The sequence below is a fragment of the Brevibacterium sp. LAARM2_SD2 genome, from assembly GCF_057364785.1.
The window spans coordinates 42,547-64,357 of the sequence record NZ_JBNFOM010000024.1 but is presented as its reverse complement, the minus strand read 5'-3'; the positions used below and the strand labels follow the sequence as shown (position 1 = coordinate 64,357).

22 protein-coding genes and 1 pseudogene are annotated in these 21,811 nt (G+C 68.9%); 16 read left to right on the top strand and 7 right to left on the bottom strand.

Translation table 11 applies throughout. The features are described 5' to 3' along the window. The first annotated feature begins 172 nt into the window (after positions 1 to 172). The 4 genes from AC2W7K_RS14460 to rsmD all read left to right on the top strand — a co-directional run bounded on the left by AC2W7K_RS14460 (position 173) and on the right by rsmD (position 4,983). The gene (locus AC2W7K_RS14460) at positions 173 to 544 is read left to right on the top strand and encodes a hypothetical protein (RefSeq protein WP_486006318.1); all 372 of its coding nucleotides are present in this window, start codon (positions 173 to 175) and stop codon (positions 542 to 544) included. Positions 545 to 550: 6 nt separating this feature from the next. Beyond that, entirely contained in the window at positions 551 to 2,182 is a 1,632-nt protein-coding gene (locus tag AC2W7K_RS14455; RefSeq protein ID WP_198499176.1) for a DAK2 domain-containing protein, read from the top strand. Then, positions 2,179 to 4,326, top strand: coding sequence for an ATP-dependent DNA helicase RecG (locus tag AC2W7K_RS14450; protein ID WP_486006317.1), 2,148 nt, complete (start codon positions 2,179 to 2,181; stop codon positions 4,324 to 4,326). The genes AC2W7K_RS14455 and AC2W7K_RS14450 overlap by 4 nt, the downstream gene beginning before the upstream one ends. A 72-nt stretch (positions 4,327 to 4,398) precedes the next feature. Beyond that, the gene (gene rsmD / locus AC2W7K_RS14445) at positions 4,399 to 4,983 is read left to right on the top strand and encodes a 16S rRNA (guanine(966)-N(2))-methyltransferase RsmD (protein ID WP_198499174.1); all 585 of its coding nucleotides are present in this window, start codon (positions 4,399 to 4,401) and stop codon (positions 4,981 to 4,983) included. 86 nt (positions 4,984 to 5,069) lie between these two features. Here rsmD and ehuA read toward each other — a convergent pair whose 3' ends face one another. The 4 genes and pseudogenes from ehuA to AC2W7K_RS14425 form a co-directional block, all read right to left on the bottom strand. Then, positions 5,070 to 5,882 carry an ectoine/hydroxyectoine ABC transporter ATP-binding protein EhuA gene (gene ehuA / locus AC2W7K_RS14440; protein WP_198499173.1) on the bottom strand — a complete coding sequence of 271 codons (813 nt, stop codon included), beginning with the start codon at positions 5,880 to 5,882 and terminating at the stop codon, positions 5,070 to 5,072. Then, entirely contained in the window at positions 5,869 to 6,528 is a 660-nt protein-coding gene (gene ehuD, locus AC2W7K_RS14435) for an ectoine/hydroxyectoine ABC transporter permease subunit EhuD (RefSeq protein WP_198499172.1), read from the bottom strand. The genes ehuA and ehuD overlap by 14 nt, the downstream gene beginning before the upstream one ends. A gap of 204 nt (positions 6,529 to 6,732) precedes the next feature. Continuing rightward, a pseudogene (locus AC2W7K_RS14430) lies at positions 6,733 to 7,317 on the bottom strand (amino acid ABC transporter permease); the annotation flags it as partial. A 15-nt stretch (positions 7,318 to 7,332) separates the two neighbouring features. Then, on the bottom strand, positions 7,333 to 8,214 hold the full coding sequence (locus AC2W7K_RS14425) for a transporter substrate-binding domain-containing protein (protein ID WP_344251678.1): 882 nt from the start codon (positions 8,212 to 8,214) through the stop codon (positions 7,333 to 7,335). 102 nt (positions 8,215 to 8,316) lie between these two features. Between AC2W7K_RS14425 and AC2W7K_RS14420 the strand changes: the two genes are divergently transcribed. Genes AC2W7K_RS14420 through AC2W7K_RS14400 form a run of 5 tightly spaced genes read left to right on the top strand, consistent with a single transcriptional unit; the run spans position 8,317 to position 11,248 of the window. Next, a complete protein-coding gene (locus tag AC2W7K_RS14420; RefSeq protein ID WP_344251679.1) occupies positions 8,317 to 9,075 on the top strand; it encodes a GntR family transcriptional regulator in 759 nt (252 codons plus the stop codon). Beyond that, positions 9,072 to 9,293, top strand: a complete 222-nt coding sequence (locus AC2W7K_RS14415; RefSeq protein WP_486006316.1) for a hypothetical protein — start codon at positions 9,072 to 9,074, stop codon at positions 9,291 to 9,293. The genes AC2W7K_RS14420 and AC2W7K_RS14415 overlap by 4 nt, the downstream gene beginning before the upstream one ends. 8 nt (positions 9,294 to 9,301) lie before the next feature. Beyond that, entirely contained in the window at positions 9,302 to 9,532 is a 231-nt protein-coding gene (locus tag AC2W7K_RS14410) for a hypothetical protein (RefSeq protein WP_486006315.1), read from the top strand. A 36-nt stretch (positions 9,533 to 9,568) separates the two neighbouring features. Further along, entirely contained in the window at positions 9,569 to 10,057 is a 489-nt protein-coding gene (gene coaD, locus AC2W7K_RS14405; RefSeq protein ID WP_198499167.1) for a pantetheine-phosphate adenylyltransferase, read from the top strand. 3 nt (positions 10,058 to 10,060) lie between these two features. Continuing rightward, on the top strand, positions 10,061 to 11,248 hold the full coding sequence (locus AC2W7K_RS14400) for an MFS transporter (RefSeq protein ID WP_344251681.1): 1,188 nt from the start codon (positions 10,061 to 10,063) through the stop codon (positions 11,246 to 11,248). Positions 11,249 to 11,266: 18 nt separating this feature from the next. Here the strand turns inward: AC2W7K_RS14400 and AC2W7K_RS14395 are convergent, their stop codons facing one another. After that, on the bottom strand, positions 11,267 to 11,755 hold the full coding sequence (locus tag AC2W7K_RS14395) for a hypothetical protein (RefSeq protein ID WP_344251682.1): 489 nt from the start codon (positions 11,753 to 11,755) through the stop codon (positions 11,267 to 11,269). 190 nt (positions 11,756 to 11,945) lie between these two features. Between AC2W7K_RS14395 and AC2W7K_RS14390 the strand changes: the two genes are divergently transcribed. Genes AC2W7K_RS14390 through mutM form a run of 4 tightly spaced genes read left to right on the top strand, consistent with a single transcriptional unit; the run spans position 11,946 to position 14,314 of the window. Further along, positions 11,946 to 12,464, top strand: a complete 519-nt coding sequence (locus tag AC2W7K_RS14390; RefSeq protein ID WP_198499164.1) for a YceD family protein — start codon at positions 11,946 to 11,948, stop codon at positions 12,462 to 12,464. Positions 12,465 to 12,466: 2 nt separating this feature from the next. After that, positions 12,467 to 12,670: a 50S ribosomal protein L32 gene (rpmF, locus tag AC2W7K_RS14385; RefSeq protein WP_063249041.1), complete on the top strand. Its 204-nt coding sequence runs from the start codon at positions 12,467 to 12,469 to the stop codon at positions 12,668 to 12,670. 3 nt (positions 12,671 to 12,673) lie between these two features. Further along, entirely contained in the window at positions 12,674 to 13,378 is a 705-nt protein-coding gene (gene rnc, locus AC2W7K_RS14380; RefSeq protein ID WP_344251683.1) for a ribonuclease III, read from the top strand. Between the two features lie 15 nt (positions 13,379 to 13,393). Next, positions 13,394 to 14,314: a bifunctional DNA-formamidopyrimidine glycosylase/DNA-(apurinic or apyrimidinic site) lyase gene (gene mutM / locus AC2W7K_RS14375; protein ID WP_344251684.1), complete on the top strand. Its 921-nt coding sequence runs from the start codon at positions 13,394 to 13,396 to the stop codon at positions 14,312 to 14,314. Between the two features lie 12 nt (positions 14,315 to 14,326). Here the strand turns inward: mutM and AC2W7K_RS14370 are convergent, their stop codons facing one another. Further along, positions 14,327 to 15,379, bottom strand: a complete 1,053-nt coding sequence (locus AC2W7K_RS14370) for a DUF6892 domain-containing protein (protein WP_344251685.1) — start codon at positions 15,377 to 15,379, stop codon at positions 14,327 to 14,329. Between the two features lie 66 nt (positions 15,380 to 15,445). Then, positions 15,446 to 17,407 carry a BCCT family transporter gene (locus AC2W7K_RS14365; RefSeq protein ID WP_344251686.1) on the bottom strand — a complete coding sequence of 654 codons (1,962 nt, stop codon included), beginning with the start codon at positions 17,405 to 17,407 and terminating at the stop codon, positions 15,446 to 15,448. A gap of 260 nt (positions 17,408 to 17,667) precedes the next feature. Between AC2W7K_RS14365 and AC2W7K_RS14360 the strand changes: the two genes are divergently transcribed. The 3 genes from AC2W7K_RS14360 to AC2W7K_RS14350 all read left to right on the top strand — a co-directional run bounded on the left by AC2W7K_RS14360 (position 17,668) and on the right by AC2W7K_RS14350 (position 21,795). Beyond that, complete coding sequence (locus AC2W7K_RS14360; protein WP_486006314.1) at positions 17,668 to 20,841, top strand: chromosome segregation SMC family protein; 3,174 nt, start codon at positions 17,668 to 17,670, stop codon at positions 20,839 to 20,841. Positions 20,842 to 20,871: 30 nt separating this feature from the next. Further along, complete coding sequence (locus tag AC2W7K_RS14355; RefSeq protein WP_486006313.1) at positions 20,872 to 21,228, top strand: AAA family ATPase; 357 nt, start codon at positions 20,872 to 20,874, stop codon at positions 21,226 to 21,228. A 165-nt stretch (positions 21,229 to 21,393) separates the two neighbouring features. After that, positions 21,394 to 21,795, top strand: coding sequence for a hypothetical protein (locus AC2W7K_RS14350; RefSeq protein WP_198499157.1), 402 nt, complete (start codon positions 21,394 to 21,396; stop codon positions 21,793 to 21,795). The last annotated feature ends 16 nt before the right edge of the window (positions 21,796 to 21,811 follow it).

Below are 21,811 nucleotides of genomic sequence, written 5' to 3'. Positions count from 1 at the left end.
TCGGTCGCGCCGCCGCCGGCCTCGACCTGCTCTTCGCCGGGGCCCGCCCGGGGCGAGCTGCCCGGCGAGCTGACCGCCCTCATCGAGACTCAGCTCGCCCCGCAGCCGGACTACGCGGCGATCGCCGCGCTCATCGCCGCCGGGCGTGCGGGGGCCCGGTCGGCCTGCGGCGATGATCGACGCCTCCGACGGTCTGAGCACCGACCTCGGTCGGATCGCGAAGGCCTCCGGGGTGCACGCCGACCTCGACCGGGCCGCCCTCGACCCGCTCCTCGCCCCGCTGCTGCCGGCCGCGGAGTACGTCATCGCCGCACAGGCGGCAAACGGGGAGGCGGAGAGCGCACAGTCCTGGTCCGACGCCGAGGCGCTGGCCCTCCACTGGGTCCTCGACGGCGGGGAGGACCACGGCTTCGTCGCGTCGGCGGCCGACCCCGGTCCTGACCCGGTAGGCTGGCGGAGGATCGGTGAGATGCAGGCAGGCAGCGGGGTCAGCCTCGACGGCGCACCCGTGCCGACGAGCGGCTTCAGCCATTTCGGGAAGTGACGGACGATGGACGTGGGACCCAATCCGGCCATCGGGCTCAACGGACGCCTCGCCGCCAGGTGGGCGCGGCGCGCCGTCGACCGGCTGCGCCGTGAGCGCGCCGAGATCGACGAACTCAACGTCTTCCCCGTCCCCGACGGCGACACGGGGACGAACATGTACCAGACCCTGCGTGCGGCCTACCGGGCCGTCGAGGAGCTGACCGGACCGGTCACCCTGCCCGAGGTCGTCAAGGCGATGGCCGCCGGGGCCGAACGCGGTGCCCGCGGCAACTCCGGCCTCATCCTCTCCGTCGCCCTCCAGGGAGTCGCCGACGCCCTCGACGGGGTGACCGTCGCGACGCCCGAAGCGCTCGCCTTCGCCCTCGAACTCGCCTCCCACAGGGCCCGACAGGCCGTGGCCCGGCCCGTCGACGGAACGATGCTCACGGTCCTCGACGCGATGGCGACCGAAGCCCGCGAACAGGCCGACGACGGAGCCGCCCTCGTCGACCTCATCTCCGCCGTGCGCATGCGCTCCCGCGACGCCCTGCGCGAGACGACCGGTCAGCTCTCCGTGCTCCGCGAGGCCGAGGTCGTCGACGCGGGATCGACGGGCATCGTCGAACTCTTCGACCTCCTCTACGCGACCGTCTCCGGCCGCACGAGCCAGGGGTCGATGATCGGGGAGGTCGCGAAGGCGCCCCGCATCGTCCACGAGGCCCGTGCCGAGGAGCTCGAGATCGTCGCGGTCCTCGGACGCACCCCTTCAGGCGACCTCGCCGAGGCGCTCGAGGGGCTCGGCGGCACGTCGATCGTCATCAACGGGGTCAAGGTCCACGTCCACGTCGCCGACGAGACCGCGGCCGCGGCCGTCCTCGACCTCCTCGGCGAGGACGGCATCGCCCGCCTCGACATGGAGGATCTGCGACTCCACGAGGAGGCGGGGGAGACGGCGCTCATCGCGCTCGTCCGCGGCACCGGTCTCCAACTCCACTGTGCCCTCAACGGCGCCACGGTCCTCGACCCGACTGTCGTCGATCCCGAGGCCGTGCCCGGCATGGGCCGGGGGACCGGGCCGAACCTGCTTGCGACCGCCGTGGCCGAGGTCGTCGCAAGCGAGGAGCGCGACGTCATCGTCATCCCCAGCTCGTCCGGGGCGCTCTCGGCACTGGCGGGGCTGCGCGGCAGCGCGCACCTCGTCCGCTCCCGCAACGTCGCCACCCTGCTCTCGGCGCTCGCCGTCTACGACCCGTTCGCCCCGGTCGGGGAGATCTTCGCCGACATGACCGATGCGGCGGCGGGCACCCGGATGGGCACGATCGTCTCCGCCGAACAGCTCGAGATCCATGCCGTCACCGGCGCCCTCAACGTCGTCGACGAGGACTCCGCGGGGGCGCATCCCTCGCAGTTCTACCGCGTCGTCATCGACGGGAAGGCGAAGTCGCAGAGCACGGAGCTCTCCACGCTCGTCGTCAAGCTCGCCGACCGCCTCCTCGGCGCCGGAGGGGAGCTGCTCACCGTCGTCCACGGACCCGGATGCTCCACCGAGGTGCTCTCCCACCTGCGAGAATGGCTGCGGAAATCACATGACCACGTCCGCCTCCAGGAGATCGACTCCCGGGACCGGGCGACCCTGCTCATCATGGGAGTCGAATGAGCGCACGGCTTGCGGACTACTTCTCCAAACGGGACCTCACGGGCCTGAAGAAGCGGGGGGTCACCTCGGTGACGGATCTCCTCCGGTTCTTCCCCAGGCGATTCCTCGTGCCCGGGGAGAAGACGCCGCTCGGCGAGCTGCCGCTGGGGGAGACCGCGATCATCCAGGCCGAGGTGCTCTCCGTCGACACCCGGCGGATGCGGCAGCGGCGGGGGACGATCACCGACGTCATCGTCCACGGCGGGAAGCGGTCGATGAAGATCGCGTTCTTCAACCAGCAGTGGCTCGACGCGCAGCTGACCCCCGGCCTCGTCGTCGTCTTCGCGGGCAAGGTCGAGGAGTACCGGGGGCAGCTCACCCTCGGCTCTCCGGTGTGGCTCAATCGGGACGAGCACGACACGAAGTGGACGCCTGAGGACCTCAACTCGCCGTTCCCCATCTACCCCCGGGTCAAGGGGATCGCGCAGACGCGGCTGTGGAAGGCGATCAAGGTCCTCCTCGACGTCGCCGGGCCCGAGGAGTTCGAGGATCCGCTGCCCCGGGCCCTGCGGGAGACGTACGGGCTGCCGGATCTGCGCACTGCATTGAACGACATGCACCGGCCGACGACGACGGCGGCGACCGAACGGGCGAACCTGCGGTGGAAGTGGGAGGAGGCGCTCGCCCTGCAGACCGAGCTCGTCTCCCGGCGGGTGGCCTACGAGCAGTTCGAGGCGACCCCGCTGCTGCGGGTCGGCGAACGATCCCGGCGCTTCGACGACGACCTGCCGTTCGCGCTCACGGCCTCCCAGGAGCGGGTCGGACAGGAGATCGCCGGGGACCTCGCGCAGACGACGGCGATGCACCGCCTCCTCCACGGCGATGTCGGCTCGGGCAAGACGGTCGTGGCGCTGCGGGCGATGCTCATGGCCGTCGACTCGGGGGCGCAGGCGGCGATGCTCGCCCCCACCGAGGTGTTGGCCTCCCAGCACTTCGCGTCGATCGAGAAGCTCCTCGGCGAGCAGATGGCGCTGTCCCCGCTGCTCTCCGGCGATGACCAGGTGCGGGTCGCCCTGCTCACCGGGTCGATGCCGGCCAGGGAGCGCAAGCAGCTCGCCCTCGATCTGGCGACGGGCCAGATCGACATCGTCGTCGGCACGCATGCGCTGCTGTCGGACTCGACGATGTTCGACAGCCTCGGCCTTATCGTCGTCGACGAGCAGCACCGCTTCGGCGTCGAGCAGCGGGAGGCGCTGCGGGCCAAGGGCGGGATGACGGTGCCGCACACCCTCGTCATGTCCGCGACCCCGATCCCGCGGACCGTGGCGATGACGGTCTTCGCCGACCTCGACGTCTCGACGCTCGAGGAGATGCCGGCCGGCATCAAACACATCACCACGCATGCGGTGTCACTGAGCGATCATCCGCACTGGATGTCGCGGATCCTCGAACTCGTCCGGCAGGCCGCCGACGCGGACAAGGGCACGTTCGTCGTCTTCCCCCGCATCGAACCGAGTGACATCGAGAACGCGGAGACCGGGGAGGTGACAGGGGTCCGCCCGGGCATCGAGGAGTTCCTCGAGACCCTCAAGGCCGCTCCCGAACTCGCCGGTCAGCGCTTCGGTCTCCTCCACGGGCGGATGTCGACGGCGGAGAAGGACGAGGTCATGCACGCTTTCGCGACCGGCCGGATCGACATCCTCGTCTCGACGACCGTCATCGAGGTCGGCGTCGACGTGCCGCGGGCGACGATGATGGTCGTCGCCGAGGCGGACCGCTTCGGCATCGCCCAGCTCCACCAGCTCCGGGGCCGGGTCGGGCGTGACGGATCGGAGGCGATGTGCTTCCTGCTCACCGACCTGTCGGAGGCCGATGAGAGCTTCGACCGGCTGCGCACGGTCGCCGGAACCCTCGACGGGTTCGCGCTCGCCGAGTACGATCTCGATCTGCGCGGTGAGGGCGACGTGCTCGGGGCTTCGCAGTGGGGCGGGTCGTCGCTGCACCATCTCTCGGTGCTCCGCGACACCCATATCCTCACCGCCGCCCGCGCCGAGGCGGAGAGGATCGTCGACTTCGACCCGTTCCTCGAGGACATGCCGGCGCTGCGGGCGTTCCGCCAGCGGGTGCTGCCTGCGGACTCCGCACATTTCATTGAGGCAAACTGAGTATCTGAACTGTCCGCATCCGGACTGTCACCATCCGGACCGACAGTTTCCGGACCGATTGAGGAGGGCGCTATGAGGATCATCGCGGGAGCGCACAAGGGATCGCGGCTCGTCACCCCGGGCGGCAACGCCACGCGACCGACCTCCGACCGGGTCAAGGAGTCGCTGTTCTCGATGCTCGAAGGCTACGGGGTGCTTCAGGCCGCCAACGTCCTCGACCTCTTCGCGGGCTCCGGCGGGCTCGGGTTCGAGGCGATGTCGCGGGGCGCGGCGCAGGTCGTCTTCGTCGATTCGTCCCTCGCCTCGATCCGGGCGCTCGAGGCGAACGCGGACAAGCTCGGCATCGGACATTCGACGGCGGTGAGCAGCGCCGATGTCGTCCAGTTCCTCGGCACCCTGCCCGATCCGGCCCATCCCGAGGCCCGGGTCTTCGACCTCGTCTTCATGGACCCGCCCTACCCGCTCGGGGAGGACGCGGTGACGCAGGTGCTCAGTCGGCTGCGCAGCCACCTCGACGAGGAGTCGATCGTCGTCATCGAACGCTCGTCCCGGGCACCGGAGCCGACGATGCCCGAGGGCCTCGAGGTCTTCCGCTCGAAGACCTTCGGCGAGACGGCGCTGCATTTCGCCCAGCTCGAAGTCGACGCCGGCGCCTGACCGGCGAATTACGCCCTCAACCGACAAATACGCCGTTAGCTAACCGCGTATTTGCCGGTTCACCGCGTCGGAGAGAGTGGGGCGGCTCAGAGCACGCTCGAGAGGAACGATTTCGTCCGCTCGTGGCTCGGGTCGTTGAAGATGAGGTCGGGCGGACCCTCCTCGAGGACGAGTCCGCCGTCGAACATCATCACCCGGTCCGAGACCTCACGGGCGAACTGCATCTCGTGGGTGACGAGGAGCATCGTGATGTCCGTGGTCTCGGCGATGTCGCGGAGCACGGCGAGGACGTCGCCGACGAGTTCCGGGTCGAGGGCCGAGGTCACCTCGTCGAGGAGGAGGATCTCCGGGCTCATCGCCAGCGCGCGGGCGATCGCGACGCGCTGCTGCTGCCCGCCGGAGAGGCGGCTCGGATGCTCATCGGCCTTCTCCGAGAGCCCGACCCGCTCGAGCAGCGACTTCGCCTCGGCGACGGCCTCCTCCTTCGACTTCCCGAGCACATGGACGGGGGCTTCGATGATGTTCTCGATGACCGTCATGTTGGGGAAGAGGTTGAACTGCTGGAAGACCATGCCGATGCGCGTCGTCATCTGCCGCGTCGTCTTCTTCGGCAGCTCGACCCGTTTGCCGTCGCGCTCGGCGAAGGTCAGCGGCTGACCGTCGATGTAGATGTACCCGCCGGTGAGCTCCTCGAGGGTCATGACGAGGCGGAGGATCGTCGTCTTGCCCGACCCGCTGGGGCCGATGAGGGTGACGCGCTCTCCTGGGGCGACGGTGAAGTTGAGATCCTTGAGCACCGTCGTCGTTCCGAACCGCTTCTCCACATCCCGGAACTCGATCGCCGGTGCCCCGGCGGTGGTGTCGATGTGCGGGGACGGGGTGGTGTCAGTAGGTGGCAAGGCGCCGCTCCAATCGTTGGATGAGGAGGGAGGTCGGGTAACTGGCGGCGAGGAAGATGAGGCCGGCCAGGGTGAAGGCTTCCGTGTACGCGAACTTCGAGGCGCCGAACTGCTGCGCCGAGGTGACGAGTTCGACGACGGAGAGCGCGAAGAGGAACGGGGTGTCCTTGAACATCGCGACCGCGTAGTTGCCGAGCGACGGGATCGTCGCCCGCAGCGCCTGCGGAAGGATGACCGCGGTGAAGGTGCGCACCGGGGGCAGGGAGAGGGCGATGGCTGCCTCCCGCTGGCCGGGTGGGACCGCGTCGATGCCGGCCCGGTAGCTCTCCGACATGTACGTCGCATAGTGGATGCCGATGACCGCGGAGCCGATCGCGAGCGCCGGAATGCTCGCGAGCGCCGGGATCTCGGCGAACCCGGTGTAGACGAAGACGAGCTGGACGACGAGCGGGGTGTTGCGGACGAACGCGACGAACAGACGCACGACCCAATTGATCCAGCGCGGCAGGGAGCGGATCGCCACGGCGAGGATGAGGCCGAGGATGACGGCGATGATCGTGCCGACGACGGTGGCGATGAGCGTGTTGACGAAGCCGCGCAGGAGGATCGGCAGAGCCTCGGCGGCGAACTCCCAGTTCCAGTTCACAGCGGCCCTCCGGATCTGACGGTGCCCGCGCTCTGCCCGGCGGCGGTCTGCGGGCCGCCCACCTGGGTGGCGCCGACGCGGGCCTCCCGTGCGGGCGGCCCGGCGGTCGGTGCGCGAATTCGGGCGCCGCCTGCCGAGGCGCTTGACGGCCCGGCGTTCGAGGAAGTTCATGAACTCCTGGAGCAGCCAGGCGATGACGAAGTAGATCAGGAGGCCGACGGAGTACGCGAAGAACGTGTCGTTCGTCGACATCCGCAGCTGGCCGATCTTGTCATTGAGGTCCGAGAGCGTGATGAAGGAGACGACCGCGGTGCCCTTGAGGAGCTGGATGAGCAGGGTCGCGAGGGAGGGGATCATCAGCGCCCACGCCTGCGGGAAGATCACCCGCAGCATCCGCCTGGCCGGGGAGAGGCTGAGCGCGATCGCCGCCTCCCATTGGCCCCTGGGCACGGTCGCGATCGACGACCGGACCACCTCGGCGGAATAGGCACCGTAGTTGAGCGCCAGCGCGCCGATGCCGCAGAGCATCGGGTCGAGTTGGACGTCGAAGAGCGGGAGGACGTAGAAGAGCCAGAAGAGCTGCACGAGCAGGGACGTGCCGCGGAAGAACTCGACGATGATCTGGGCCGGGATCCGCAGCCAGCCGTGCGCCGAGGTCATCGCGAGTCCGAGGACGATCGCGATGACCAGGGCGCCGGCGGCTCCGGCGACCGTGAGGATGAGTGTGACCTGGATTCCCTCCCACACCTGCGGGAGGAAGTCGAGGAGTGCTGTGAACTTGTCGGTCATGAGGTGCGGTCGGGGTCAGGAGCTCGCAGTCGGCAGTTCGCCCTTGCACAGCTGATCGGTGGTGATCGAACCGTCGGGGCGCTCCGCCGCGGTGAAACCGTACTGGCCGACGATGTCGAGGTACGCCTGCTCGTCGCCGACGATCTTGTCGAGCTCCTCGTTCCACGCATCGCGCAGCTCGGTGTCGTCGGAGCGGAAGACCGTGGCACCGGCGCCGATCTGGGGCACGCCGTCGATCTCCTGGACGAAGGACTCGCTGACCTCGACGTCGGCGTCAGGTGAGTTCTGGGCCATCCAGTTGAGCGAGATCCCGGTGAGGGCGAAGACATCGGCCCGGCCCGTCGTCACGGCGTCCATGCCGTCCTGCGGGGTGCCGACCTGCTGGGCCTCGATGCCGAGCTGCTTGGCGTAGTCGGACTCGATGGCGCCGGTCATCGTCGCGAGCTTGAGGCCCTTGGCCTTGACGTCGTCGAGGTTGGTCAGGCCCTCGCCGGCGCCCTTCTTCGTCATCAGAGCTGTCGTGTACATGAACTCGGGGTTGCCGAAGGCGGCCTGCTCGCAGCGATCGGGGAGGATCGACATGCCCGCGGAGATCGCATTGAAGCGGTCGGCGTTGAGCCCGGGGATGAGGGAACCGAACTCCGTGTTGACGCCGTCGAGGTTCTCGACGCCGAGGTTGGAGAAGACCTCGCGGGCGAGCGCGACGCTCGCCCCTTGGAGTTCCCCGCCCTCTTCGAAGCTGTACGGGGCCTCACCGGCGAAGCCCACGGTGATCTCGCCGTCGTCGATGGCCTGCTGGAGCGTGCTCTTGTCCGAGTCGCTTCCGCCGCACGCGCCCAGGGTCAGGGTGAGTGCAAGGATCGATGTCGCTGCGGCGAGTCCTTTCATGACGGTCATGACAGGTCCTTTCTCAGAACGTTGTGACGTGCATCTCAGCGTCCATTCAATCCCGTGTCTGTCCGGATGTCACACTGTCTGACAAAGTTATATCCTTGTGACATGAGCCACCCGCGCACGTCCGAGCTGCCCGTGCTGCGCAGAGTCGTGCGTTCATCGACGATCGATCTCGTCGCCGAGGAGATCCGCAACGCGATCTACCGCGGCAGTCTGCTGCCGGGGCAGTCGATCAGCGAGGTGCGCACCGCGGAGCTCCTCGGCGTCTCCCGCCCCTCCCTGCGCGAAGCGCTGCAGCGCCTCGTCAGCGAAGGCAGCGTCAGTCATGCGCCGGGGCGCGGAGCCTGGGTCAAGCGGATGGAGGCCGCCGACATCGACGACGTCTATGCCGTGCGGGAGGCGATCGAAGTCCAGGCGGCCCGCCTCATCATCCGCGGGAACCGACGGACGGCGCTCATCGACGACGCGCTCGCCGATCTCGAGGCGGCCATCGACGGCAATGTCGCGCGCGCCATCGGCGACGCCGACCTCGACTTCCATCACGCGATCGTCGCGTGCTCGGGCTCGCCGAGGCTGGGCTCCCTCATGCAGGCATCGATGGTCCACACCCGCCTGCTCTCACTGTCGGCCCCTGACGGCTACGAGGTCCGCTGCGACCTCGTCGACGTCCACCGCAGGCTTGCCGAGGCGATCGCCGCTGGCGACGAAGGCGCAGCCGTCGAGCTCATCGGCAGGATCTCCGCCGAAGCCGTCGCCCGCCTCCACCATGAGAAGTCCGACCCCGAGCCCGTCGTCGTCCGCGGGGAGGGCTCCGCCGCCGGCGATGACCAGTGGTCGAGCCTGCGGGATACGATGAGGCCATGACCGCCTCGCCGACCTCGTTTCCCGCCCGCTTCCGGGTGCTCGTCGGCGAAGCCATTGTCGTCCTCCTCATCGCCATCGCCGTCGTCATCGTCCTCGTCCGCCCGTCCGTCGGGTCATCGACGGTCATCGTCGCGTGGTTCGGTCTCCTCTTCGGCACGAGCGCGGTGGCGGCCTCGCTCGGCCTGGGGTCGTCATCGCCCGCACCGCCCTGCCGCTGACGACCGTCATGCGCCTGGGCTGGCTGGGTCTCGTCGGACTCAGCGCCGCCCTGCTCTCGGTGCTCACGATGAGCGTGCTGGCCACCTCGGCGGGGGACGGGTCACCGCAGCTGGCGGTGAAGTTCCAGGCCGTGCATTCCCTCATCTTCTGCGGGGCCATGCTCGTCACCGGCGCCGTGTGGCACGCGTGGCTCATCCAGCGCGAGCGCGGACTGCCGTTCGGACGGCATGCGGACTGACCGCGCCGCGACGAGGCGGCGGGATACGATGAGGCCATGAAGGTCGTCTGCCCCGGTTCCTATGACCCGATCACCATGGGTCATCTCGACATCATCGCCCGTGCCGCGAAGCTCTTCGACGAGGTCGTCGTCGCCGTCGTCCACAATCCGTCGAAGACTGGGCGCTTCGCCCCCGAGGTCCGCGCCGACCTCATCCGCGCCTCCCTCGCCGCCGACGAGCGCACCCGGGACGCCGAGAACATCACGATCGATCTCGTCCCCGGCGGCCTCCTCGTCGACTACTGCCTGCAGATCGGCGCACCCGCCGTCGTCAAGGGCCTGCGCTCGGGCACGGACTTCGCCTACGAGCTGCCGATGGCCCTGATGAACCGGCACCTGACGGACCTCGAGACGATCTTCGTGCCCGGCAACCCCGAGTTCGAACACGTCTCGTCCTCCCTCATCAAAGAGGTCCACAGGAACGGCGGCGACATCACCGGACTCGTGCCGGCCCCGGTGCTCGACGCGCTGAACGCCGACGCCTGAGGCATGGGGGCAGCGGCACACTCCTCTCGGGCCTGGTTCACCGGCCTCGTCCTCCACACGGTCATCGCGCACGCCACCTACAACGGCGTGCGCGTCCTCATCTCCTACCGCACCCTCGAACTCGGCGGCTCCGGGGTCGTGCTCGGCCTCATGACCGCGTGCTACTCCCTCGTCCCGCTGCTCACCGCGCTCTTCGTCGGTCGCCTCGTCGACCGCGGGTACGCGACCGCGGTCCTCTGGGTCGGCACCGTCCTGTCGATCGCCCCGGTCGCGCTCGCGGCCCTCGCCCCCAACCTCGGCGTGCTGCTCATCGCGACGATGAGCCTCGGGTTCGGGCAGCTGCTGACGACCGTGGCCTCCCAGGCGCTCATCCCGCAGTCCTTCCCCGCCTCCCGGCTCACCGCGAAGTTCGGCCACCTCACCCTGGGGGTGTCGATCGGGCAGACGATCGGCCTGCCCCTGGCGGGCATGATCGCCGACGCCACCGGCGGGTCCCCGCACATCGTCGGCGCCCTGTGGTTCATGACCGGGCTCTCCTCGCTCATGCTCATCGCCGCCGTCGTCGTCATGCTCCGCGGGCGGACCCCGCACGTCTCCCGCGCCGAGGCGGCCCAGGGTGTGCGCACCCCGTGGGCTCTCCTGGGGATCCGGGGGATGAAGCCGGCGATCCTCGCCTCGATGGCGACGCTCGCCGCCGTCGACCTCATGACCGCGTACCTGCCGCTCATCGGGCAGGAGAACGGGCTGAGCGTGACGACGGTGACGTGGCTGCTCGCACTGCGGACGTTCGCCTCGGTGATCTCCCGGATGATCATCGGCGTGCTCGCCCGCCGGTGGGGGAGTCTGTCGCTGCTGTGGACGGCCTCGGTGACGGCGGGCATCTGCGTCATCCTCATCCCCGTGCTCAGCCAGACGTGGACGCTGGCGATTCTGCTCGCGGTCGCCGGCTTCTGCTTCGGGCTCACGCAGCCGCTGACGATGACGTGGGTCTCGACGCTCGCGGATCCGGCGAACCGAGCCGCGGTGCTCTCGATCAGACTGGCCGGGAATCGGCTCAGCCAGGTGGCGATCCCCTCGGTCGCCTCGGTGCTGACGATCGTCGCGGGATCGGGGATCGTCTTCGGCATCTCCGGGGCGCTCCTCGTCCTCGCCGGGGCGGTGACCTGGCGCAACAGCCACGAGAAGTGGTGAAGGTCCGGCTCAGGGACGTCAGCGGCGTCGTTCGGTCCCGGTCGCCTCGGCGAGCTTCCTGCGGCGCCGGCTCCGACTGCGCAGGACGATGTACGCGCAGAAGCTGGTGACGACGGACCAGATGCCGACGATGACGGCGATGGTCTTCCACATTCCGCGCGGCTCATCGAGGTAGACGACCGGGGTCTCGGTGTCGCCGTTCCACAGGACCTGCTGGGTCTGCGCCGCGTCGGCGGCAGAGAGGTCCACGTCGAGGAGGGCGTCCTCCACGGTCGTCCCGTCGGCGGCGGTGTACGTTCCCCGCCACGAGCACAGGAGGTCCCCGCTCTTGGGCTGACCGCAGTCGCGGGTGATCGCCTCGAACCGCCCGGGCCTGCCGTCTCCGGCGAAGACGCTGCTGACATCGGCGATACCGATGGCGGCCAGGAGCGTGGCGACGGCGAAGATCAGCACGCCGACGGCGATCCAGGCGGCGTGGGCGATATTGACGGTCAGTCTCGAGGGCACGAGGACACTGTAGCGAGATTCGTCCCCCATCCGGACCTCCGAGGCCGGCAACCGCGCGTAGGCTGAGGTGACCAGGAACACCTCGGCGACGCCGGGCCTGCGATTGGCAATGGTCGCCGGTGTTGATTAGAATGGTGAGTCGCGTGTGAACGCAGGAGCGCACTTCTCATTCGCATACGGAGGAGAGAGCATGAAGAAGCGGTCAGAGTTCGTTTACGATCTCCGGTCAATGGGATTGCTCGGTCATCCGGGGGAATGGGAACGTGTCAACGCCACAGTGCCGGCTCCAGCGGACCTCAGGATCGAAGTGATCGGGGTCGCCGAAGGAACGCCTATGACCCTCGAGCTGATGTTCGAGAGCGTTTCCGAGGGGATCTACGTCACGGGCACGGTTTCGACCGTCGCCCACGGCGAAGACGCGAGGACGCTCGACGAGATCGAGCTGCCCATGGATGTCGACATCAACGAGATGTACGTCTATGAGCAGATCGAGGGCGACGAGGACTCCTACGTCATCGACCGTGATCAGCTCGATCTCGAACCCGCGATCAGAGACGCAGTCGTGATGGCTCTGCCCTTCAGTCCGGTCAAGGACGGAAGCGAAGAGTTCAGCTACACCCTCGGTGAGGACATCGAGGACGGCGACAGCGAATCCGATTCGCCGTTCGCACAGCTGCAGAACTTGTTGGATGAGAAGAAAGAGAGCTAGACGTGGCTGTTCCCAAGCGTAAGATGTCGCGCAGCAACACCCGCCACCGTCGTTCGCAGTGGAAGGCTCAGGCTCCGAACCTGGTCAAGACTGTGGAGAACGGTCGCGTTGTGTACTCGCGCCCCCACCAGGCCAAGGTCGTCGAAGACGCAGCCGGCACCCCGCTGTTCCTTGAGTACAAGGGACGCAAGGTCGCTGACGCCTGACCTGTGGAGACTGACACCACAGCAGAACTGAAGGAGAGTCTCGGGATCGACATCGATCCCGAGACTTTTCGTCTTGCCCTGACCCACCGGTCCTTCGCATTCGAAGCCGGCGGCATCCCGACGAACGAGCGCCTCGAGTTCCTCGGCGACTCCGTCCTCGGCCTCGTCGCCACCGAATCGCTCTACTACGACAACCCGGACCTGCCCGAGGGTCAGCTGGCGAAGATGCGCTCAGCCGTCGTCAACACGCGGGCGCTCGCGGCGATCGCTCGCCGCTACGGCATCGGCCGCCACATCCTCCTCGGCAAGGGCGAAGAGCTCACCGGGGGTCGTGAGAAGGATTCGATCCTCGCCGACACCGTCGAAGCCCTCATCGGAGCGACCTTCGTCTCCCGCGGCCGCGAGGCCGCGTTCGCCTTCGTCCACCGCCTCATCGACGGGATGCTCGCCGACGCCGTCAACCTCGGCGCGGGCATGGACTTCAAGACGACGCTTCAGGAAGCCGCCGCTGACCTGGGGCTCGGCGCCGTGAGCTACGAGATCACCTCGACCGGTCCCGACCATGCGATGGTCTTCACCGCCACCGCCCGCCTCGGCGAGAACGGCTGGGGTTCCGGGGACGGCTCCTCGAAGAAGGCCGCCGAGGCCGCCGCCGCCGAAGTCGCGGTCAAGGCGATCCGCACGCTCTACCCCGACTACCGGCGCTGAGGCGCTCAGTCTCCGATGCCTGAGCTGCCCGAGGTCGAAAGCGTCCGCCGCGGGCTCGCGGAGTGGACGACCGGGGCGCTCATCACCGGCGCCGAGGTGATCGACCACCGGATCCTCGGCACCACCTCGGCGCGGCGGATCGATCCCGGTCTGGCCGCCGACTTCACCGACCGGATCGTCGGCGAGCGGATCACCGGCGCCGAGCGCCGCGGCAAGTTCATGTGGCTGACCGTCGGCGGGGAGTCGGGCCTGCTCGTCCATCTCGGAATGAGCGGACAGATGCGCGTCCATCCCTCTCACGCCGAGGTGCACCGCCACACCCGTGCCGTGTTCCGGCTCGAGAAGGGCGGGGATTTCGCTGCGGAATCTTCCGAGGCGAGCGCACCGGAGCGCTATGATCTGCGCTTCATCGACCAGCGGATCTTCGGGCATCTCAGCGTCCAGCCGCTCGCGCTGGCCCACGGCCGGCTCGTCCCCGCCTCGGCGATCCACATCGCCCCCGACCCGCTCGAGGACTCCTTCGATCTCGATGCCGTCGTCGACGCGCTCGCGCGCAAGCGCACCCCGCTCAAGGCCGCCCTGCTCGACCAGACCGTGGTCAGCGGGATCGGCAACATCTACGCCGATGAGGCGCTCTTCCGCGCCGGGGTCCACCCGCTGGCCATCGCCTCCCGCACCCGGCGGTCCCGTCTGGTCGCCGTCGTCGAATCCGCCGCCTCGGTGATGGGCGACGCCCTGGCCGTGGGCGGGACGAGCTTCGACGCGCTCTACGTCAACGTCAACGGCGAATCCGGGTACTTCGACCGCGCGCTGCTCGCCTACGGCCGCGACGGGCAGGAGTGCGTGCGGTGCGGAACCGAGATCGCCAAACTCACCGTCGGCGGCCGCGGCAGCCATTTCTGCCCGACCTGCCAGCGGATGCCGCGGTACCGGTGATGTGCTCTCCGCTCATCTCACGGTGATGCCGCGATCCTCGAGCGTCTTCCGGGCACGCGGACCGAGGAAGCCACCGACGTCGTCGACCGACCGCAGTTTGGCGAATGGCGCAACATCGTCGTCTTTGAGGCTCCTGATGTCGAAGGACTCGTCCTCTCCGTCCCATTGCGGGATGAGCTGGAGGTAGATGTCATTGCCGCCGTCAAGAACGAGGTGCTCGATGTTCTCCGCCAGGGCCGCGGGGACGGGCAGCTTCCGGAACCAGGTGCGCACAGAGGGGATCATCTCTCCCATGTAGTCCTGGGGATCGAAGGAATGCGGTCCGCGGTCCCGGGCGAAGTCGTCGACGTCGAACCGCGGCTCGAGCACACCCTGTTCGTACATGAGCTCCTGAATGATCGCTGCCCGCCAAGCAAACGTGGGAAGCTTCACGACCGGGACCGTGGGTGGGGACTGTTTCCATTTCCCCGAGGGCTTCGTGGTCGGCTTTCTCCTTCGACCCGGCGTGAAGCTGCCGATGGCCAGTTCGCGGAACGGGTTGGCGATTGCTCTGAGCGCGTCGGCGACACCGTCAGCACCCTGCTCGTCGACCGTGCCGTTGAGAGCCGATCCCATGACGCCTGCAAGCTCCGTGTGGTTGAGATAGCAGAGGACCTCCCATTCGCCGGCCTCCGCCATGACGCCGGTCTGGGCATTCCGGAGCTTCTCGATCGGCACCGCGTCGACTGGCTGCGCCCCTGACACGGTGACCGTGCCGGCGAAGACGGTCTCGGGGACGATGCGAGTCCGCGCTCGCGGATCGTGGCCCTCGCGCTGCGGATCCTCGGCGAGCCTGACCCACAGATCACCCGGTTCACCCGAACGCGAGAGTCCTGCCGCCACACCCTTCTCATCCCAGACCATCCAGCTGCGGGCCAGCTGTCTGTCGGGGTCGGCACTGGGGTCGCCGGGTTCGACGATGCGAGGTTCGCCGAAGATCTCCGTGAGGACACCGCGTTCGAGCTGAGCGACGAGAGCGCCGTCGATGACGAGGCCATCTGCTGTGACATCGATCGTGTGGGTCATGCCACGGATTCTGTCACGGCCGAGGCATATTCGCACCGGTGCGAGCGAGGACAGATGATCGGGCAGTCAGCCCTTCGGATCCGCCTCGGCGCCGGTGTCATCCGGTGGATCGCTCTCACCCGCCGGTGGTGCGTTCCCGCCCTTGCCGACACCCGCGTGCGTCCGAGTCGCCTCGGTGCCGCCTGTATCCGACACACCCGCCTCGGCGCCGTCGGTCGGGACCTGCCGCAGCTCCGAGGTCGCCAGACCGAAGGCGTGACCGTCGTATTCGCTCACCCCGGTGGCGACGGACTGGTCGAGCAGGTGCGTGGCGAGTTCGCGCTGGATGACGAGCGGATCCTGGCACAGGTCCTTCCACAGCGCCACGCAGAGAAGGAGCATGACGACGACGAACGGCAGCGCGGACACGATCGTGATGTTCTTCAGCCCGTCGAGCGCCTCGGCGGGATCACTGCCCCCGGCCAGGAGCATGACCGCGGCCACCGCACCGGTGGCGACACCCCAGAAGATGACGAGGCGCTTGCCCGGTTCGAGTGCGCCGTTGGCCGAGAGCGTGCCCATGACGATCGACGCGGAGTCGGCGCCGGTGACGAAGAAGATCGCGATGAGGATGACCGTGACGATCATGAGGATGATCGCGATGAGGTTCGGCAGGGGCAGGGCACCGAGGAGGTCGAAGAGGATCGTGTCCATGTTGATGTCCGGCTCCCCGTCGACGATGTTCGCCAGCGCCTGCACGGTGCCCTCGCCGCGTTCGGCGCGCTCCTGGATGCCGATGGCGCCACCGCCGAAGATCGCGAACCAGAGCGTCGAGACGACCGAGGGGACGATGAGGACGCCGGTGACGAACTGGCGCACGGTCCGCCCGCGGGAGATGCGGGCGATGAAGAGACCGACGAAGGGCGACCACGAGATCCACCAGGCCCAGTAGAAGACCGTCCACGACGACAGCCATTCGTTGACGCCCTCACCGCTGGCCGCCGTCCGCGACGCCATCTGCGGCAGATCCTGGATGAAGGAACCGACCGCCGAGGGCACGACATTGAGGATGAAGAGCGTCGGACCGCCGATGAAGACGATGGCCGCGACGATGACGGCGAGCACCATGTTGATGTTCGACAGCCACTGGATGCCCTTCTCGACACCGGAGACCGCCGAGGCGACGAACGCCGCAGTGAGGATCGCGATGATGATGACGAGGACGGGGGAGGAGACATCGGGAAGAATCCCCGCGGTCTCGATGCCGCCGCCGATCTGGATCGCCCCGAGGCCCAGCGAACAGGCCGAGCCGAAGAGCGTGGCGAGGATCGCGAGGATGTTGATGATCTTCCCGCCGATCCCGTTGACGACGCGTTCGCCGAAGAGCGAGGTGAACATCGAGGAGAACAGCTGGGAGCGGCCGAGCCGGAACGACCCGTACGCGACGCCGAGCCCGACGATCGCATACATCGCCCACGGGTAGAGGGTCCAGTGGAAGAGCGTCGTGCCCATCGCCGTACCCATCGCCTCCGATGTCGAGCCGTCGACGGTCGCCGGCGGCGGGGACATGTAGAAGAACAGCGGCTCCCCGACACCGGAGAAGACGAGGCCGATGCCCATGCCGGTCGCGAACATCATCGCGATCCACGACGACGTCCGGAACTCCGGGGTCTCCCCGTCCTTGCCGAGCGGGATCCGGCCGAACCGGCTGACGGCGACGACGATGACGAAGATCGTGAAGACCGTGGCCGCGATGACGAAGAGCCACCCGAAGTTGTCCATCACCCCGGTCAGGGCGGCCCCGGCGACGACGCCGAGGCTCTCCGGGGAGACGAAGCCCCAGATGACGAACGCGACGGCGAGGATGCCGGCGGTGAAGAACACCGTCTTGTCGAGGCCGATGCGCCGCAGGTACCGCTTCTTCGTCGGCGGGTTCTGCAGATGCGTGATGAGCTCGCGGGTCCTGTCCAGCGGTGTGGTCGGGGTGTCCGCCTGCCCCTCGCTGCCGGGACTGCTCGGTGCGCCGGAGGTGTTCGGTGAATCGCTCATGGGTCCGGTTGCCGCAACCACGCCCTGGTGCGGCGTTCCTTCCTTGTTGTCGACGGCGGTGGAAGGCCCGACCGCCGTCGCCGACGGGTCGGGTGGAACCGTCGTTCGTCCCCACACCGGTCGACGTCGCTGTCGACCGTGCGGCGCCCGAACGGCGACGTGCAGCACGTGAGACGAAACACTACCAAAATGCGGGTCTTTGACAAGAGGGCGTCTGCGCCCGGCCCGGCAGGGCCCGCCCCGCTATGCTTGGGGACACGATGCATCTGAAAAGCCTGACCCTGCGCGGATTCAAATCCTTCGCCTCGGCCACGACCCTGAAGTTCGAGCCGGGCATCACGTGCGTCGTCGGCCCCAACGGCTCAGGCAAGTCCAATGTCGTCGACGCCCTCTCCTGGGTGATGGGGGAGCAGGGGGCGAAGAACCTGCGCGGCGGGAAGATGGACGACGTCATCTTCGCCGGCACCTCGAAGCGCCAGGCCCTCGGACGCGCCGAGGTGACCCTGACGATCGACAACACCGACGGAGCCATCCCCGTCGACTACACCGAGGTGACGATCTCCCGGACCCTCTTCCGCACCGGCGGCAGCGAATACGCCGTCAACGGGGCACCGGCCCGCCTCCTCGACATCCAGGAGCTCCTCAACGACTCCGGCCTCGGCAAGGAGATGCACGTCATCGTCGGCCAGGGCCGCCTCGACGCGATCCTCCACGCCGACCCGATCGAACGCCGCAGCTTCATCGAGGAGGCCGCCGGCGTCCTCAAACACCGCCGCCGCAAGGACAAGGCCGTCCGCAAGCTCACCGGCCTGCAGACGAACCTCGACCGCCTCTCCGACCTGCGCACCGAACTCAACCGCCAGCTCGGCCCGCTCGGCCGTCAGGCCCAGGCCGCCGCCCGCGCCGCCACCGTCCAGGCGACGCTGCGCGATGCCACGGCGAGGCTGCTCGCCGACGACGCCGTGCGCCTCCAGGCCTCCCTCTTCGCCGCCTCCGACGGCGGCGGCGACCACACCGAGCGCATCGCCGACCTCGAGAGCCGCCGCGCCCGCACCGAGGCGCGCCTGGCCGAGATCGAGACCCGACTGACCGCAGTCGAGACCGAACTCGAGGCGATGCGCACCGCAGAATCCCGTACCCAGACCCAGTCCGTGCGCGCCGCCGGGCTCGCCAGCCGGGCCGGGGACAAACGCTCCCACCTCCTGTCCGAGATCGCGAGCCTCGGCCGGCGCGAGGGCCGCTCACCGGACGAGCTGCGCTCCCAGGCCGAGGGCATCCGGACCGAACTCGCCGCCGCCGATGAGGCGGTGAGCGAATCCGCTGCCGCCCTCGACGCCGCGAACTCCCGCAAGGACGAGCTCGCCGGTGAGCTGAAGGACGCCGAAGCCGCGGTCAAGGCCGCGCAGATCGCGATCACCGAGGCGGTGAAGAACCGCTCGAGCCTCCACGCGCGGCACGAGCAGGCACAGTCGCGCATCAGCGACCTGCAGGCGCGCATCGACACCGGGCAGGCGGAGATCGCCGCCCTCGAGGCGAAGATCCGCGACCGAGAGACGGCACTGGCCAGCGCCGAGTCCGCCGTCGAGAACGTCGAAGAGGGCGAGAGCACGCTCGACGAGACGTACGAAGCGGCGACCGCGGCCCAGACCGCCCTCGAAGAGCGACTGCGCGACCAGCGGACCGCCCGCGCCGAGGCGGCCTCGGAACTGGCCTCTGCCCGGGCCCGGGCCGAAGCGCTCGCGCTCGGCACCGCCCTCGAGGCCGACCTCGACGACATCATCACCGCGGGCCTGCCCGGCGTCGACACCGCCGTGACGGAGAAGCTCACCGTGACCACCGGCTACGAGATGGCCGTCGCCGCCGCCCTGTCGACGACCGTGAGCGGCGTCCTCGTCGACTCCGGACGGGCCGCCCTCGGCGTCCTCGACCACCTCGGCGAGGACACGAACGTCTCCCTGACGATCCCCACCGGCACGCTCGCCCCGACCCACCCCGACCCGGACCCCGCCGCGGCGGCGCTGCGCTCCGGAGGCAAGGGCGGGGACACGGAGACGACCCGACTCGCCGACTTCGTCCGGGCCGAGGATCCCGCGCTCGACACGCTCGTCAAGACCGCGCTCGCCGCCGTCGTCTGCGCCCCCGACGCCCCCACGGCGCTCGCCCTCGTCGACGCGCACCCGCAGCTCACCGCCGTCACCGTCGACGGCGAGGTCATCACCTCGACGCGCGTCAGCCGCGCCCGCACCGCCTCGGGCACCCGGCTGGCCTCCCAGACGGCGCTGACGGAGACTCAAGAGACCATCGCCGGGCTCGAGCAGACCGTCGCCGGCCTCGACGCCGCCATCGCCGAGACCGACGCGCAGCTGGAGGAGGCGAAACCCGTCACCGCTGCCGCCCTCGAGGCCCTCCACTCCTCGGACGCCGCGATCATGGCCGCCGGCGAGGAGGTGTCCCGGATCGCCGGAGAGATCGACGCCGCCCGCACCCGGCTGGCCCGCGCCCAGGACAACGACGCCGAACTCCACCGCCGTCTCACGCCTCCCAGCAGGAGGCCGAAGCCGCCGAGGCGGCGCTGGCCGGGGCCGACGACGTCGACGAAGTCGTCGACACCTCCCAGCGCGACGAGCTCAGCCGCGCGGTCTCCGCGACCTCCGAGGACGTCATCGAGACCCGCATCGCCCACAAGGCGGCAACCGACCGCGCGCGGTTCCTCCGCGACCGCGTCGACTCCCTGCTCCGCCAGGCCGGCGCCGAGGAGGCCGCCCGGGAACAGGCCCAGCGGGCGATCGCGCGGAAGACGGCAGCGGCCGCCTCGGCGGGCATCATCGCCGAGATCGCCGAGGAGGCCGCCACCCTGGCAACGGACACGGTCGCCGAACTCGGCGAGACCATCACCGTCCTCGTCACCGAGAGAGGGGGCCTGCGGGAGGAGAAGAACCGCCTCGGCGAGGAGATCGGTCGACCCGCACGGAGCTCGGCAGGCTCAAGGACGCCGCCGCGGAAGCGGAGCTCGCGAAGGAGCGGTACCGTCTCAAGCTCGAAGAGGTCGAGCACCGGGCCGAACAGGAGACGGGGCTCGGACTCGAACGCCTCATCGCCCAGTTCGGGCCCGACACCCCCGTGCCCGGGTTCGAGGAGGGGGAGGAGGAGCGGCCCTACGTCCGCGCCGACGTCGAGAAGCGGCACAGGGAGGCGACGAAGCAGCTCAACCGGATCGGCACCGTCAACCCCCTCGCGCTCGAGGAGTACGAAGCGCTCAAGGAGCGCCACCAGTTCCTCGAGAAGCAGATCGCCGACATCGAATCCTCCCGGAAGGACCTCATGCAGCTCGTCGAGGAGGTCGACCGGCACGTCGAACGCGTCTTCGCCGAGGCGTATGCGGACACGGCGCGGGAGTTCGAGGACATCTTCTCCCGTCTCTTCCCCGGCGGTGAGGCAGTCTCAGCCTCACCGACCCCGACGACATGCTCACCACCGGCGTCGACGTCCACGCCCGACCCGCCGGCAAGAAGGTCAAGCGCCTCTCCCTGCTCTCCGGCGGGGAGCGTTCGCTCGTGGCCGTGGCGATGCTCGTCGCGATCTTCAAGGCCCGGCCGAGTCCCTTCTACGTCATGGACGAGGTCGAGGCCGCCCTCGACGACCTCAACCTCTCGCGCCTGCTCACGGTGTTCAGGGAGCTGCAGGATTCGAGCCAGCTCATCGTCATCACCCACCAGAAGCGGACGATGGAGATCGCCGACGCCCTCTACGGCGTGACGATGCACGGCGACGGCGTCTCGAAGGTGATCTCGCAGCGCATCCCCGCCCAGCCGGAGCAGTGACGCACAGCGGAGTCCCAGGGAATTCTCCACGAGCCACGCGACCCCGGATCACTCCCGACGTGGTCTGGGGCGATAGACTGGGCCGTTGAAGCAGCATTGTCGAAAATCTTTGAGGAGCGGGACGTCCATGGCCGAGTCGGCTGAAGCACGGGGTGACTGCCGGGCATGAATGCAGTTCTCGTCGTCATCGTCGGCCTCGCCATCTCCTTCGCTCTCGCTCTCGTCGTCGTCCTCCTCGTCGCCCTGCCCGGCCTCAAGGCCGAAGGGCGGCTGCGCTACTCCTCCGATGTGCAGCGCTTCCGGCTGCCCGGACAGTGGACGGGATACGACGACGAGGTCCACGAGTTCTTCGGCCATGACGACGGCACGTCCCACCTGGCCACCCGCGAACAGGCAGCCGTCACCGCGATCCGCGACCACTCCTATGTGCTCCGACCCCAGCCGCGCAGACACGCGGCGCCGTCGCTGCTCACCGTCAGGCCGCGCACCCGCCACTGGAAGATCCCGGACTCCGGAACCGGCTGGCGCACGACCGCGGGACTGCTCTTCGGCTCACGCGGCACCTGAGGCCCGCGCGCCCGAC